Source organism: Paenibacillus sp. Y859, from assembly GCF_056786405.1.
Genome location: NZ_JBXCIZ010000007.1, coordinates 70,255 through 85,744 on the forward strand (window position 1 = coordinate 70,255; position 15,490 = coordinate 85,744).

At 41.9% G+C, this 15,490-nt stretch carries 17 protein-coding genes; all 17 read left to right on the forward strand.

The window, feature by feature from the left end:
- Positions 1 to 4 precede the first annotated feature (4 nt).
- Positions 5 to 460, forward strand: coding sequence for a ribose 5-phosphate isomerase B (gene rpiB, locus AC1TO8_RS15515; RefSeq protein ID WP_482056533.1), 456 nt, complete (start codon positions 5 to 7; stop codon positions 458 to 460).
- Positions 461 to 473: 13 nt separating this feature from the next.
- On the forward strand, positions 474 to 1,082 hold the full coding sequence (locus AC1TO8_RS15520; protein WP_482056534.1) for a TIGR01440 family protein: 609 nt from the start codon (positions 474 to 476) through the stop codon (positions 1,080 to 1,082).
- Positions 1,083 to 1,335: 253 nt separating this feature from the next.
- Positions 1,336 to 2,583 carry a serine hydroxymethyltransferase gene (locus tag AC1TO8_RS15525; RefSeq protein ID WP_482056535.1) on the forward strand — a complete coding sequence of 416 codons (1,248 nt, stop codon included), beginning with the start codon at positions 1,336 to 1,338 and terminating at the stop codon, positions 2,581 to 2,583.
- Between the two features lie 857 nt (positions 2,584 to 3,440).
- The gene (gene upp / locus AC1TO8_RS15530; protein WP_482056536.1) at positions 3,441 to 4,076 is read left to right on the forward strand and encodes a uracil phosphoribosyltransferase; all 636 of its coding nucleotides are present in this window, start codon (positions 3,441 to 3,443) and stop codon (positions 4,074 to 4,076) included.
- A 125-nt stretch (positions 4,077 to 4,201) separates the two neighbouring features.
- Positions 4,202 to 5,359 (forward strand): non-hydrolyzing UDP-N-acetylglucosamine 2-epimerase, encoded by a 1,158-nt coding sequence (gene wecB / locus AC1TO8_RS15535; protein ID WP_482056537.1) that lies wholly within the window; start codon positions 4,202 to 4,204, stop codon positions 5,357 to 5,359.
- Between the two features lie 171 nt (positions 5,360 to 5,530).
- Complete coding sequence (locus tag AC1TO8_RS15540) at positions 5,531 to 5,764, forward strand: AtpZ/AtpI family protein (RefSeq protein WP_482056538.1); 234 nt, start codon at positions 5,531 to 5,533, stop codon at positions 5,762 to 5,764.
- Positions 5,757 to 6,131, forward strand: coding sequence for an ATP synthase subunit I (locus AC1TO8_RS15545; RefSeq protein ID WP_482056539.1), 375 nt, complete (start codon positions 5,757 to 5,759; stop codon positions 6,129 to 6,131). Before AC1TO8_RS15540 ends, AC1TO8_RS15545 begins: the two co-directional genes overlap by 8 nt.
- 29 nt (positions 6,132 to 6,160) lie before the next feature.
- Positions 6,161 to 6,922 carry a F0F1 ATP synthase subunit A gene (gene atpB / locus AC1TO8_RS15550; RefSeq protein ID WP_482056540.1) on the forward strand — a complete coding sequence of 254 codons (762 nt, stop codon included), beginning with the start codon at positions 6,161 to 6,163 and terminating at the stop codon, positions 6,920 to 6,922.
- Between the two features lie 97 nt (positions 6,923 to 7,019).
- Positions 7,020 to 7,232 carry a F0F1 ATP synthase subunit C gene (atpE, locus tag AC1TO8_RS15555; RefSeq protein WP_482056541.1) on the forward strand — a complete coding sequence of 71 codons (213 nt, stop codon included), beginning with the start codon at positions 7,020 to 7,022 and terminating at the stop codon, positions 7,230 to 7,232.
- A 94-nt stretch (positions 7,233 to 7,326) separates the two neighbouring features.
- Complete coding sequence (gene atpF, locus AC1TO8_RS15560; protein ID WP_482056542.1) at positions 7,327 to 7,815, forward strand: F0F1 ATP synthase subunit B; 489 nt, start codon at positions 7,327 to 7,329, stop codon at positions 7,813 to 7,815.
- Entirely contained in the window at positions 7,812 to 8,363 is a 552-nt protein-coding gene (locus tag AC1TO8_RS15565) for a F0F1 ATP synthase subunit delta (protein ID WP_482056543.1), read from the forward strand. The genes atpF and AC1TO8_RS15565 overlap by 4 nt, the downstream gene beginning before the upstream one ends.
- Before the next feature lie 11 nt (positions 8,364 to 8,374).
- Positions 8,375 to 9,889 (forward strand): F0F1 ATP synthase subunit alpha, encoded by a 1,515-nt coding sequence (gene atpA / locus AC1TO8_RS15570; protein ID WP_482056544.1) that lies wholly within the window; start codon positions 8,375 to 8,377, stop codon positions 9,887 to 9,889.
- Between the two features lie 322 nt (positions 9,890 to 10,211).
- Positions 10,212 to 11,072: an ATP synthase F1 subunit gamma gene (atpG, locus tag AC1TO8_RS15575; RefSeq protein ID WP_482056545.1), complete on the forward strand. Its 861-nt coding sequence runs from the start codon at positions 10,212 to 10,214 to the stop codon at positions 11,070 to 11,072.
- A gap of 41 nt (positions 11,073 to 11,113) precedes the next feature.
- Entirely contained in the window at positions 11,114 to 12,514 is a 1,401-nt protein-coding gene (gene atpD / locus AC1TO8_RS15580) for a F0F1 ATP synthase subunit beta (RefSeq protein WP_482056546.1), read from the forward strand.
- 56 nt (positions 12,515 to 12,570) lie between these two features.
- Positions 12,571 to 12,987: a F0F1 ATP synthase subunit epsilon gene (locus AC1TO8_RS15585; protein ID WP_482056547.1), complete on the forward strand. Its 417-nt coding sequence runs from the start codon at positions 12,571 to 12,573 to the stop codon at positions 12,985 to 12,987.
- A gap of 247 nt (positions 12,988 to 13,234) precedes the next feature.
- Positions 13,235 to 13,492, forward strand: coding sequence for a DUF1146 family protein (locus AC1TO8_RS15590; RefSeq protein ID WP_482056548.1), 258 nt, complete (start codon positions 13,235 to 13,237; stop codon positions 13,490 to 13,492).
- Positions 13,493 to 13,751: 259 nt separating this feature from the next.
- A complete protein-coding gene (gene murA / locus AC1TO8_RS15595; protein WP_482056659.1) occupies positions 13,752 to 15,116 on the forward strand; it encodes a UDP-N-acetylglucosamine 1-carboxyvinyltransferase in 1,365 nt (454 codons plus the stop codon).
- Positions 15,117 to 15,490: the final 374 nt, after the last annotated feature.

The following is a 15,490-nucleotide window of genomic DNA, read 5'->3' on the forward strand; positions in this document are numbered from 1 at the left end:
AGAGATGAAGATTGCATTAGGGACAGATCACGGTGGCGTTCGTTTGAAGCAGGACATCATTAATGTCATTCAGCAACTTGGACATGAAGTGGTGGACGTTGGATGCAATTGCACTGACTCAGTTGACTATCCAGATTACGCTCTTCCTGTATGTGAGATGGTTGTGGCGGGCGAAGTTGATCGGGGTATATTAGTATGTGGAACTGGAATCGGTATGAGTATTGCAGCTAATAAAGTAACTGGCATTCGTTGTGCACTTGTCCATGATGTATTCTCGGCGAAGGCAACGCGTGAACATAATGATACGAATGTGTTGGCGCTTGGGGAACGTGTTATTGGACCTGGATTAGCTTGTGAGATCGTTAAAGAATGGCTTGTAACGGAATTTAGTGGAGAAGAGCGCCATGTAAATCGTGTGAACAAAATCAAGCTTATTGAAGAGCGTAATCTGCACGTCTAAGGAGGTTATCTTCATGGATCAAGGATCGCAATCCACAGGTACATCTCTTAAAGAACAAGTCGCACAAGTCATGCGTGAAATAGCGGAGGTTGCCCATCTAGGGCCGGGGAAGCTGCTCGTGGTAGGTGTGAGTACAAGTGAAGTGATAGGAAGTCATATTGGTACAGGTGGAGCCTTGGACATAGCGAATGAATTGCTTCTTGGTATTGAAGAGATTCGCGAAGAGATGGGATTCCATGTTGTGTTTCAGTGTTGCGAGCATTTGAATAGGTCATTAGTCATGGAGCGAACTCTTCTTGAGCAACTTCGTTTAACGGAGGTTGTTGCTGTGCCACATCCCCATGCGGGAGGTTCCATGGCATCTGCTGCATATCGAAGAATGTTACAGCCGTGCCTCGCTGAAAGTGTGGAGGCCCACGCTGGAATAGATATCGGTGAGACGATGATCGGGATGCATCTTCGACGTGTAGCTGTACCTTTTCGCCCAAGTATTCGGTATATAGGACAGGCACGTGTGAATGCTGCGTATACCCGTCCGAGGCTGATTGGTGGGGAACGAGCACAATATAGAATGGAAGAAGCTTCTTCCAGCCAACAAAGTAACTCAAATCTTTGTGATTAAGCATTACAAACTTAAAGAATATGCTTTTAGCTTACGCTCAAAAACTTAAAGTATATGCTTTCGAAGTGAGTTTTTACGAAGATGAATTATGAGGTAACGCTCAAAAACATAAAGAGTATGCTTCCGATGTGAGTTTTTTAGAAGCTAATCAGGAAGTTTACGCTCAAAAACTTAAAGTATATGCTTTCGATGTGAGTTTTTACGAAGACTATTCATGGGGTAACGCTCAAAAACTTTTAGGAGGAATATAAAAATGGAAAATTTACGTAGTTATGACCCAGCGGTATTAGAGGCTATGGACCTAGAATTGAAGCGCCAACGGAATAATATTGAACTGATCGCTTCTGAGAATATTGTGAGCGAAGCGGTTATGGAAGCGATGGGTTCCGTACTAACGAATAAATATGCAGAGGGATATCCGGGCAAAAGATTTTATGGCGGTTGTGAACGGGTTGATATTGTAGAAGATATCGCCCGTGATCGTGCGAAGGAATTGTTCGGTGCTGAGCATGTTAACGTTCAACCACACTCTGGTGCTCAAGCGAATATGGCTGTCTATACGGCTGTTCTAAATCCTGGAGACACAGTACTGGGTATGAATCTTGCTCATGGTGGACACTTGACTCATGGTAGTCCGGTTAACGCTTCAGGTCTATTGTATAATTTCATTCCTTATGGCGTACAAGAGGACTCTTTCCTAATTGATTATGACGAAGTTCGTAAGATCGCATTTAAACACCGTCCACGTTTAATTGTAGCGGGCGCAAGTGCTTACCCACGTACGATTGACTTTGAAGCACTAGCTTCTATTGCTAACGATGTAGGTGCGCTGTTCATGGTGGATATGGCTCATATTGCTGGATTGGTTGCGGGAGGGGTTCATCCTAGTCCGGTACCTCACGCACACTTTGTAACGACTACCACTCATAAAACACTTCGTGGTCCACGTGGTGGGATGATTATTTGTAAGAAACCATGGGCGCAAGCGATTGATAAAGCGGTATTCCCAGGAACGCAAGGCGGACCTTTGATGCATATTATCGCATCGAAGGCAGTTGCTTTTAAAGAAGCATTGGATCCATCATTTAAGATTTACGCTCAGAACGTAGTTAAGAATGCTAAGGTGTTGGCTGAGACGCTTGTTAACGAAGGCCTGAACGTCGTATCTGGTGGTACGGATAACCACTTGTTATTGATTGATACTCGCAGCCTGAACACTACGGGTAAAGTAGCTGAGAAGGTTCTAGATTCAATTGGAATCACAGTGAATAAGAATGCCATTCCATTCGATCCTACAAGTCCATTCGTGACTAGCGGTATTCGTCTTGGTACTCCAGCTGCGACTACGCGTGGTATGGATGAAAAGGCTATGGTAGAAATCGGTGAGATCATCGCTCTAACTCTGAAGAATCCAGAGAATGAAGCAATACTTGCTCAAGCGGCAGCAAGAGTGACTGCACTTACAGATCAATACCCTCTATATCCTGATTTGAAATATTAAGAATAAGCTATGGCATGCATAAAGCATAGTAGCTTTTGGTAGAATAATATAAGTGTGGAGTAGCCCCTTTTTGCACAAGAGGGGCTACTTTGCGTCTACTGGTACTAGAGGATCTGAATTGGACGGAAGTAGCCGAAGGGACTGGAGAGAAAGAATTCAGTAGAAGGTCGATCCGAAAGAGGGCGGGAGTCGAGTGACCGAAATCGCGCAATAGTGAAACCATAGAAGCGCAGAAACGTAGAATAGATAAGTAGAACAGATAAATAGATAAACAGATAAACCCCAGAGCCACGTAATTCCGCAACGGCACAAACCGTACGGAGGAATAGATGTATAAACTGCATTTATTTGAGCAAACAAGGCGTGGAAGCGAGGAATAGTTGTCAAAACTACAACTAAAAAGTGGGAGAACGATGAAAAACGAGGGTTTCCAGTAATCTAGATGTACTCTATACAACTAAAGTTAGTGTTGGAGGGATTTTTCCAAATATAGATGTACTCCAAGCAACTAAAATTGGTATTAGAGGAATTGGCACGAGTCTACACGAGTCCAAGTATATATTATGCAAATATTCCCACCTCAAGCAAGGTGACGCTTCCTACAAGAGTATTGGAATCCCCACCTCAAGTATGCAGTCCCGCCTGTAAGAGTGCTGAAATTGTTGCTGTGGTAGGAGATAAACACCTACTGTAATAGTGTTTGGCATAATTATTCACACCTCCGTAACTAGAAGTTCAATCAATGTGGGTGCAAAATCATTTCGGAGAATGATATAATAAACAAAGTTTGTATACACTACTTCTATATTGATGTACATTTACAACATGAAAACAAACGAATGATCCGGAGGGGAACCATGGGAAAAGGAAAATTGGTGATTTGTGATCACCCTTTAATTCAACACAAGCTTACTTTCATCCGTGATGAGCAGACTACTACTAAAGACTTTAGGGAGCTAGTTGATGAAGTAGCAACACTAATGGCATACGAAATTACAAGAGATATTCCACTGGTAACCGTTACAGTAAAGACGCCAGTGGCTGAGACAGAAAGTCGCGTCATTTCAGGGCGTATGTTAGGGCTCGTTCCTATTCTACGTGCTGGATTGGGCATGCTAGATGGTGTTCTTAAATGTCTTCCAGCAGCTAAAGTGGGTCATATCGGTTTATTCCGCGATCCAGACACATTACAACCAGTAGAATACTACACGAAGCTTCCTACCGATGTTACGGAGCGCGAGTTGATTGTTATTGACCCGATGCTTGCAACAGGTGGATCTGCTATTGCAGCCATTGATGTGCTGAAGAAACGTGGATGTACTCAAATTAAGATGATGAATCTAATCGCTGCTCCGGAAGGGGTTAAGGCAGTACATGATGCTCATCCTGATGTAGATATTTATGTGGCTGCAATGGACGAGCGTTTGGATGAACTTGGTTATATTATCCCTGGACTAGGGGATGCTGGAGACCGTTTATACGGTACTAAGTAAGTTTTAGAGGAAGTTCAAAAAGTCATCTTTTGATCACGAAGAAACGCAGCAGCGTAAGCTTGCACTTTAGTGCTTAAAAGTCGACTTTTTGAACATGTACTTTTAGAAAAGAGGTATCTTTAACTATGAGTAAGATTAAAGTAATGACGATCTTCGGAGTTCGTCCTGAAGCGATTAAGATGGCACCGCTTATTCTTGAATTGCAGAAACACTCCGATCGAATTGAATCTATTGTCTGCGTAACAGCACAACATCGTCAAATGCTGGATCAGGTGTTGGAAGTATTCAAGATCCAACCTGATTACGATCTGGATGTTATGCAGGAAAGTCAGACATTGAATGAAATCTCAATTCGGGTATTAGCAGGGCTTGAGCCTGTACTTCGTGAGGTTAAACCGGATATTGTACTCGTTCACGGTGATACTTTGACGACCTTTCTAGCTAGTTACGCTGCATTTATGCAACAGATTCAAGTGGGACATGTGGAAGCCGGGCTGCGAACTTGGAACAAACAGTCCCCTTTCCCTGAGGAGATGAATCGCCAATTAACAGGGGTTCTTGCGGACCTTCATTTTTCTCCTACAAAATGGTCTGCAAATAACTTGCTTTCTGAAAACAAGTCAAAGTCAAGCATTTATATCACAGGCAATACCGTCACAGATGTGTTTAAATATACTGTACACCCCGAATATAATCACCCTGTGCTAGACTGGGCGTCAGGTAAGAAACTCATTTTAATGACGGCGCATCGCAGGGAATCCCAAGGCGAACCGCACCGTCATATTTTTCGTGCAGTGAAGAGGATTGCTGATGAATTCGAAGATGTTGTTATCTGCTATCCTGTGCATCCGAGTCCTGCAGTGATGGGCCCAGCACATGAGATTTTAGGGAATCATCCTCGGATTAAACTGATTGAACCGTTGGATGTGGTAGATTTCCACAACTTTTATCCTCATACCCATTTGATTCTGAGTGATTCGGGAGGGTTGCAGGAAGAAGCACCATCCTTTGGCGTACCAGTACTTGTGCTTCGTGATACGACAGAACGTCCTGAAGGAATACAAGCGGGAACGCTTGAATTGGTAGGAACGGATGAGGAGAATGTGTATCAACGGACTAGAACCCTGTTAACAGATCAGAAGGTGTACGATGCCATGAGTAAGGCGACTAATCCATATGGAGATGGAAAAGTTTCAGAAAGAATTGTCAATGCGATTCTTCACAATTTCGGTTTGGAAAACGAACGCCCAGAAGAATTTCACACAATGTTCACAAATGAGTAAAAATGTGTTATTTTATAATGTGTAGGTTAGTGTACAGTAGAACTGTATGGTTTTAGCGGTGTTTATAGATTTATGAAGAGAAATTAGCTGCCTTTTTTCGCTTTAAAGCGATGAAAACGTTTGATTGACAAATCCTTAAAATATTCAGTAAAATAGGTTGGGATTAGTGTAATGGAGAACCCAAAACGTAATGATAATCCGTGGTTTATGGCACTTTACATAAGTGGAGCTGGTGGCTTACTTACAACGCATATTCTTATAGGTTTTTTTATAAGTAGATGGTTGATGGGATTGTGGGAAGGGCCTAAATATTGGATGGCGATCGGAAGTATTTCTGGGCTAGTTTTGGGAATCTCAAACATTATCGTTTTGATCAAAAAAATTTTGGGGGAAAAGAATGGATGATACCATTTCCATTGTAAGAACAGTCACTAGGTTATCTTTACTGATGATGTCAGCATTGTTAGTTGGATGGGCCTTAGTTCCTGAATATCGAACAGTCACAATGGGGATGGTCCTAGGTATAGTAGTCGGTCTGGTTAATACAGGCTATCTTTCGATGAAAATTCGTAATGCAGTTCAATCAATATCAAGCAATAAGAGACAATTTGGTCTAGGCTTTCTGACTCGAATAAGCTTTTCTATACTAGTAGTCATGTTTGCGATTAAGTTTGAGCATTTTTCTCTTGGAGCAACAATTGCTGGACTATTCATACCGCAGTTATTGACCATCCCTGTAGCAATATATGGAAGTGTAAGTAAGAAGAGCTAACATTTATCTGAAAGGAGGGGAACATTTTAATGCATGATTCACCGATTATTCTTGTGGGGGGACTACAACTCGATTTCTCTGCAATTATTATGCTCTTTGTGACCGCTGCCATCGTTTTTATACTCGCGATGCTCGGAGTGAGGAATCTTTCAGTCGAGAATCCTTCCAAGATACAGAATTTCGTGGAATGGATTGTGGAATTTGTTCAAGGGATTATTAATAAGGCAATGGATGAGAAGAAGGGCAGACCTTATCTAGCATTCGCGCTGACGTTATTTCTGTTCGTTTTAGTAGCCAATATATTAGGACTTCCCTTTATGATCGCTACAGAACATACCAGTCAAGACAACTTGTTCGGTTATGTAATTGAGGCTACTCGAAATTTGGCGCCGGGAGAACATGCTGAGATTGTCTGGTGGAAGTCTCCAACGGCAGACATCAATATTACTGCTGGACTTGCCCTAACGACCTTTTTCCTAATGAATTATTTAGGATTCAAAACAGATTGGAGACATTATTTGAAGCATTTCGTCAAGCCAACTCCGATTTTTCTGCCATTAAATATTATCGAGAATTTATCGAAACCATTTGCATTAGCGATACGTTTGTTCGCAAATATTTTTGCGGGTGAGGTACTCATTGGGGTTATTCTGAAACTTTCGATTGTATCCATTCCGTTTATGGCAATTTGGCAGGGATTCAGTGTATTTATAGGTGCGCTACAAGCATTTATATTTGTAATATTGACGATGGTGTATATCGCTCAAATGACGATTTATGAAGAGCATTAATTAACTTCGGTGAAGTAACTTCAGAGTGTCTGATTACTTTTACAGAAGATATTATAATTTACAAATACTAAGAAGATTTGAAGGAGGATATTTTATAATGGAATTTTTAGCAGCAGCAATCGCAGTAGGTGTAGGGGCAATAAGTGCAGGGTTTGGTAACGCAATAATCGTAAGTAAAACGGTAGAATCAATTGCTCGTCAACCAGAAGCTACGAGTGCATTGCAAACAACGATGTTTATCGGTGTAGGTATCGTAGAAGTTGTACCTTTGGCTGCAACGGTAATCGCGTTCTTGATTATATTTGCTTAATAAAAGACAGACGGTTTGGCGGGGAGGGCGATGTCATCCGCGCCTTCCTTTTGTTTAGAATCGCACTTCGCGCTAATGGAAAGGAGTGACATCATTGAATATTATATGGGAAAACATGCTATTGACAATTCTTTCATTCGTACTTCTTTATTGGCTATTAAGCAAATTTGCTTTCAGTAAGCTATTTGATGTCATGGAGAAGCGTCGTATGCTAGTCTTGAATCAGTTAGAAGATGCTAGAACGACACGTGAAGAGGCAACACAATATGTAGAAGATCAGAAGATCGCTCTTCAAGAGGCTCGCAAAGAGGCTTATGATATCGTAGAACTATCTAAGAAGACAAGTAATAAACAGGCTGAACAGATCCTTGAAGAAGCTAGCAATGCCGTGGTACGTCTGAAGTCTGAGGCTGTACGCGATATTGAAAGTGAAAAGGACAAGGCAGTGGAAGCATTGCGAAGCGAAATTGGTACTATTTCCGTACAAATTGCCTCGAAATTGCTGAATAAAGAAGTGAATATGGATAATACACAAGAACAACTCGTGGATCAATACCTCAAAGAGGTAGGGGACAAATCATGAGCCGCCATACGGTAGTTGCTAAACGGTATGCAAAGGCACTGTTCGAAGTGGCGTCATTGGAACAAGGAACGCTTGAAGTTGAACAGGAATTGAAGGCGATCGTAGGAGCCATTCAATCTAATGATGAGATTGAACGCTTCTTCACTACACCTAATATTTCCGATTCTGATAAATTGAATGCACTTAATAGTGCACTTCAGGGCAAGCTGTCACAATCCGTGATGAATACCGTGGAACTACTAGTGAAACGACGGAGAACTGATATATTACCTGACCTTTTAGCTAGCTACGTCAAGTTAAAGGGCGATAGCCTGGGAATGGCCGATGCGGATGTATATTCATCTTATGCGCTTAATGAGCATGAGAAAGAAGCGGTAGCGGCTGAATTTGGCCAGTTGTCGCATAAGTTGATTCGTGTGAACAATATAGTCGACAAGAGCCTGCTCGGGGGATTGAAGGTTGTTATCGGTGATACGCTGTATGACGGTAGTATATCGAGTAAGCTTGCACGTCTCGAAAAGTCATTTAATGACAAGCATAGTAGATAGGGGTGAAAATATTGAGTATCAAACCTGAAGAAATCAGTTCACTTATTAAAAGTCAAATTGAACAATATAAATCTGACATTGAAGTCGCTGAAGTAGGTACTGTCATTCAAGTAAGTGATGGTATTGCACGCGTGCATGGGCTTGAGAATGCTATGTCCGGTGAGCTTTTGGAATTCTCCAATGGTGTTGTCGGATTGGTACTCAACTTGGAAGAGAGTAACGTAGGTGTCGTTATTCTAGGCCGTTACACAGAGATTAAAGAGGGCGACCAAGTTAAACGTACGGGTCAAATTATGCAAGTTCCAGTGGGTGAAGCATTGCTAGGACGGGTTGTTAATGCGCTTGGCGAACCATTGGATGGTAAAGGACCCATTGCAGCAACAGAATTTCGTCCAGTAGAGAACAGCGCACCAGGCGTTATTGATCGTAAATCGGTTCATGAACCGATGCAAACGGGTATAAAAGCGATAGATGCGATGGTACCAATCGGACGTGGCCAACGGGAACTTATCATTGGAGATCGTCAAACAGGTAAAACCCAAATTGCTATTGATACCATTATTAACCAAAAGGGTAATGGCGTAAAATGTATTTATGTTGCTATTGGACAGAAGCAATCTACGGTTGCTCAAGTCGTAGAAACACTACGCCGCCATGGTGCATTAGAATATACAATTATTGTTACAGCAGCGGCATCAGAGCCGTCACCACTACTTTACATTGCACCTTATGCTGGTTGTGCGATGGGTGAATACTTCATGTATAAAGGTGAGCATGCGCTCATTATTTATGATGACTTAACGAAACAAGCGTCTGCTTATCGTGAGCTTTCCTTGTTACTTCGTCGCCCACCAGGTCGGGAAGCTTATCCAGGGGATGTGTTCTATCTTCATTCTCGCTTACTAGAACGTGCAGCTAAATTAAGTGATGCTTTGGGCGGAGGATCTTTGACGGCATTGCCGTTCATCGAGACGCAAGCTTCAGACGTATCTGCTTATATTCCAACGAACGTAATCTCGATTACAGATGGACAGATCTTTCTGGAATCAGAGTTGTTCTATTCGGGTCAACGCCCAGCAATTAACGTTGGTATTTCGGTATCCCGTGTAGGGGGTTCAGCACAAATCAAAGCGATGAAAAAAGTCGCAGGTAGTTTGAAGCTTGACCTTGCACAATATCGTGAGCTGCAAGCATTCTCCCAATTTGGATCGGATTTGGATAAGTCGACATTGGCACGTCTGAATCGCGGTGCTAGATTGATGGAAATTCTTAAGCAGGGTGTCAACGAGCCGCTCCAAGTTGAGCAACAGGTCATTAGCTTGTACTCAGCAGTAAGAGGTCATTTGGATGATATTCCGGTAGTAGATATCCGTCGTTTCGAGAAGGAATTCATAGCTTTTGTAGAAAGTAACAGACCTGAAATTCTTCAATCTATTACGGATACGAAGGACTTGGTTGCTGACAATGAGACTGCTTTGAAAGAGACTATTGAGACATTCAAAAAGGGATTCTCGGTATCAGTATAGACCATAGACCGGGCCGGGAGGCTCGGTATCACTATTTACAAGCTGAAATGGCTGGGCCGTTCTTCTGAAGAAGTTTATGCTTCCGATGCTAGCGATACTTCGTATCGCTTTAAGGTAACCATCTCTGCCGAAATATAAGAAATAGAGTATGAAGTGAAACTTGTACTTTCTTATATTTTAAAAATAACAAGGCTTACGATGCTAGTTTTGACTCCGTCAAAACTAAGTTAACGCTTACGATGCTAGTTTTGACTCCGTCAAAACTAAGTTAACGCTTACGATGCTAGTTTTGACTCCGTCAAAACTTTAAGGTGGTGAAAACATGGCAAGAGGATTACGTGATATCAAACGTCAAATCAAGAGTGTACAAAGCACCAAGCAAATCACGAAGGCAATGGAAATGGTAGCCGCTTCTAAGCTAAGAAGAGCGCAGGAGAAGGCAACCGCAGCCCGACCTTACGCGGAGAAGCTTAAAGAATTGGTGTTTAGTATTGCTTCTAGTTCGGAAGAAATTAGCCATCCGATGTTTGAGACGAGACCAGTCAAAAAAACAGGGTATTTAGTTATCACTTCAGATCGCGGTCTTGCGGGTGGATATAATACGAATATTCTGAAAAAAGTAATGACAACTATTGCTGAGAATCACAAGTCGAAGGATGAGTATGAAATATACGTCATAGGTCGAAAAGGACGTGAATATTTCCGCCGTAGGGAGCTTCCTATTGTCGATGAACTCATGGACTTGTCGGATACCCCTAGTTTCGCAGATATTAAATCCATCGCATATACAGCGGTTCAACGTTTTGAACGGGGCGATATTGATGAACTTCATATCTGCTATAATCGATTCATTAATGCTTTGACACAGATACCTGAAACGGTACAACTATTGCCAATGGAAACAGTTCATACAAATTCGGATACAGATCCGTACGAATACGAACCTTCTGCAAGTTTTGTTTTGGAAGTGCTTTTGCCTAAATATGCAGAGACACTAATCTTTGGTGCCCTGTTGGACGGAAAAGCAAGTGAATTGGGATCGAAGATGACGGCCATGGGTAGTGCGACTAAGAATGCTACCAAGATGATTGGTGATTTACAGTTGATTTATAACCGTGCCCGCCAAGCAGCGATTACGCAGGAAATTTCCGAGATTGTGGCAGGAGCAGACTCACAGTCTTAAGATTAATGGTTGAAGCATACTTGTAGGAGGGGAACAAAAAGATGAATAAAGGACGCGTAGTCAGCATTATGGGTGCGGTTGTTGACATTGAATTTGACAGAGGTCAACTGCCAGCAATCTACAATGCGATTAAGATTCAGACGGTCTTATCGGATAATAGATCGATTGACCTGACTTTGGAAGTATCTAATCATTTAGGTGACAATAGAGTACGTTGTATCGCCATGTCCAGTACAGATGGATTGGTACGTGGAACGGAAGCTCTAGATCTAGGAACTTCCATAACAGTACCTGTAGGTCCAGAAACATTGGGTCGTGTATTTAATGTATTGGGAGAGCCTATCGACCAAGTTGGTGAAGTTGTTACTGAAATTAAGAGACCTATCCACCGTGAAGCTCCTAAATATGATGAACTGTCAACGCAAGCTGAGATGCTTGAGACAGGAATCAAAGTAATCGACCTTCTCGCACCATATCAAAAGGGTGGTAAAATTGGACTCTTTGGTGGTGCCGGTGTTGGTAAAACAGTTGCTATTCAAGAATTAATTAACAATATCGCTCAAGAACATGGTGGTATTTCTGTGTTCGCGGGTGTTGGTGAACGTACACGTGAAGGTAATGACTTGTATCATGAAATGACGGAATCAGGCGTTATTAAGAAAACAGCGATGGTATTCGGTCAGATGAACGAGCCTCCAGGCGCACGTCTTCGTGTAGCGTTAACAGGACTAACAATGGCAGAATATTTCCGTGATGAAGAAGGCAAGGATGTTCTGTTGTTTATTGATAACATATTCCGTTTCACACAAGCAGGTTCCGAAGTGTCGGCACTACTTGGTCGTATGCCATCAGCGGTTGGTTATCAACCAACATTGGCGACAGAAATGGGTCAATTACAAGAACGTATTACTTCTACGAAGAAAGGTTCAGTTACTTCCATTCAAGCCATTTACGTACCTGCGGATGACTATACAGATCCAGCTCCAGCTACGACATTTGCTCACTTGGATGCAACAACGAACTTGGAACGTAAAATTTCGGAAATGGGGATTTATCCAGCGGTAGATCCATTAGCATCCAGTTCACGGATTCTAGCTCCAGAAATTGTAGGTGAAGAACATTACAACGTAGCCCAAGGTGTGAAACAGATTCTAGCTCGTTATAATGAGCTTCAAGATATTATCGCCATTCTGGGTATGGATGAATTGGGTGAAGACGATAAAATAATCGTTTCTCGTGCACGTAGAATTCAACGTTTCTTGTCTCAACCATTCCACGTGGCTGAACAGTTCACCGGGTTCGCAGGTAAATATGTTCCTGTTAAAGACACTATTCGTAGCTTTAAGGAAATTCTCGAAGGTAAGCATGACCATCTTCCAGAGTTAGCATTCCTTTACGTAGGATCGATTGAAGAAGCAGTTGAAAAAGCGAAGACACTTTAAGCTGCATATGCTTTCGTAGTAAGCTATTCTTCGAATAGCTTTGAGGAGGAGAACAAATGAGCACCTTTTTACTGGAAATCGTCACACCAGATCATTTAGCCTACTCTGGTGAGGTCGATGGCTTGACTGTTCGTGGAATCGAAGGGGAAATAGGTATTTTAGCAGGGCATATTCCATTCATAACTCCGCTACAGGTAGCGCCAATTAGTATAAAAATAGGCCAAGATTATACCTTCATAGCCATCAGTGGTGGATTTGTGGAAGTTCGTAAAGATAAAGTGGTGGTATTAGCCGAAAGCGCTGAGCTCGAGCAAGAGATCGACGTGGAACGTGCAATGGCTGCCAAAGAACGTGCAGAACGTCGTATTGGTGCTAAGAAGCGTAATCAAGCTGATATTGACTTCGCCCGTGCAGAGCTTTCCCTGAAGAAAGCAATGAATCGGATTAAAGTACATTCTCATATTAATAAATAATTACTATACACAAAAACAGTCAGCTACTTAGGCCTGGCTGTTTTTGTGCACGATGGAATGTTAAGCACGATCGTATTGGACACTTGGCTTGGTATTCCATCGTGCAGACAAGGTTGAGTAACAACTTTATTTTCAAAAGAAACAATTAAAGCGATTACAAAAGTGGATTCTTTTGCATAAGGAAAGTATGATAGTAGAGTCGGGTTAAAGCGTTGAACTGTAACCGGAAAGGATAAGATGAATTGTTATGAATCAAAGTATATCAAGTGCAGTCTCTGGGGCAGTGGGCGTGAGTGGACTTGTCTCCATTATTGTATCGCTTATTTGTATTTGGATATCATGGTGGGCATTGCAGAATTTGAAATTAGATTTATTCATTCGTAATCCACTGGGAACTCAAGGGAAGTTGTTACAAGTACTTTTGGCGATTGTTTTGGGTCATTTTGTGGCGGGATTTATTATTGATTATCTAAACTGGAGCCAAATGATCAAATACATGTTTTAATCTTTCGTTAGTGTCGAATAATAACATATCATTATGTAAACAATGGGGAATAAGTCTAACTATTTCTTAGAACCAATTGTGAACTTTCAACATAATGATATAACTAACTTGAATAATAAATCTAATTCTTAAGATGAAATTATAAAAAAGGCTTGTACACGTCAAAAAATCAATGCTATGATGAAAGTTGGGAATTTAAGAGTGATTTTATTAAGCCTTATTAATAAAGATGAAAATTACGGACGCGGAGGGAATCATGATGAGCAAATTTATCGTCCGCGGTGGCAATAGATTGATCGGAAATGTTAAAATTAGTGGAGCCAAAAATTCAGTTCTTCCGATCATCGCTGCCTCTATACTTGGGGAAGAAGGGGAAAGCACCATTTACGATGCCCCACCTCTTGACGATGTGATGACAATTAGTAAAGTATTGGAATCGCTTGGTGTGAAAGTAAGCTATGACAACGAAGTATTGCGAGTGAATGCAGAGAAAATAGCAACCTGTGAGGCGCCTTATGAGTATGTGCGTAAAATGCGAGCTTCATTCTTAGTGATGGGTCCATTGTTGGCGCGTATGGGTCACACTCGAATTTCATTACCGGGCGGCTGTGCCATAGGTACACGACCAATTGATCAGCATTTGAAGGGATTCGAAGCTCTTGGTGCAGAGATTAGTCTTGGTCAAGGTTTCATTGAAGCAAAAAGTAACGGTAGACTGCGTGGAGCCAAAATTTATTTGGATGTTGCAAGTGTAGGAGCAACTGAGAATATTATGATGGCCGCAACTCTGGCTGAAGGTATTACGACGATAGAGAATGCAGCAAAAGAGCCGGAAATTGTCGATTTAGCGAATTATTTGAACAGTATGGGTGCCAAAGTTCGCGGGGCTGGTACAGGGATCATTCGTATTGAAGGTGTCGACAAAATGCATGGTGTCAAGCACACTGTTATTCCTGACCGGGTAGAAGCAGGTACATATATGGTGGCTGCAGCGATTACGGGCGGGGATGTATACGTTGAAGGTGCAATCGCGGATCATTTAGGCCCTGTCATTTCCAAGATGGAAGAAATGGGAGTGAAGATTGTGCCGGACGAGAATGGTATTCGTGTTACTGCGAATCATCCTTTACGTTCAGTGGATATTAAGACGCTACCTTATCCTGGGTTTCCTACAGATATGCAGTCTCAGATGATGTCCTTATTACTTGTATCAGAAGGAACCAGTGTCGTAACGGAGACGGTATTCGAGAATCGCTTCATGCATGTGGATGAATTTCAACATATGAACGCTGAGATTAAAGTTGAAGGTCGATCAGCCATTATTACAGGGCGAGCTAAACTAAATGGTGCTAAAGTATGTGCAACTGATCTTCGCGCAGGTGCAGCATTAATTTTGCTTGGGCTTGTAGCTAATGGTACAACTGAGGTTAGTGGTGTGCATCATATTGATCGTGGATATGTGAACTTAGCTGAGAAGTTATCCAAGTTGGGTGCTGATATTTGGCGAATTAGCTTGGATGAGCATTCAAAGGAGTCTACATTGGAGCCGTCGAAGGCTAAGGCTGTTTCGCATAAAGTGAAAGATGAAGTGAAACGTTTCTCCACTCAGCCAACCTGGGTCTAGATAACGAGACTTCAAGCGAAGACCTAATACTAGAATGAAATATTATATAATCTATGTTATGAAAAAGACCAAAAGAAGAGCCCAATCGGGTTGATCTTTTGGTCTTTTTTGATTTTTATGATTGCGGTTGAACGCCCATACGTCTAATCCATCGCGATTGCCGCAAAGTTGGGGAACGACTCATCAACCGCCGTAATTGCCGAATAGTTGTAAAAAGCACACCTATTTGGCAGAAAAGGTGGGAGGAGAAGGAAATAGTTGTATTAGTTACACTTAAAATAAGGAAAATCGTAAAAAGTAGGGTTTATCGAGTAACTAGATGTAGGTTGTACAACTAAAGTTACCATTTGAGCGAATAGGCTGGAATTAGATGT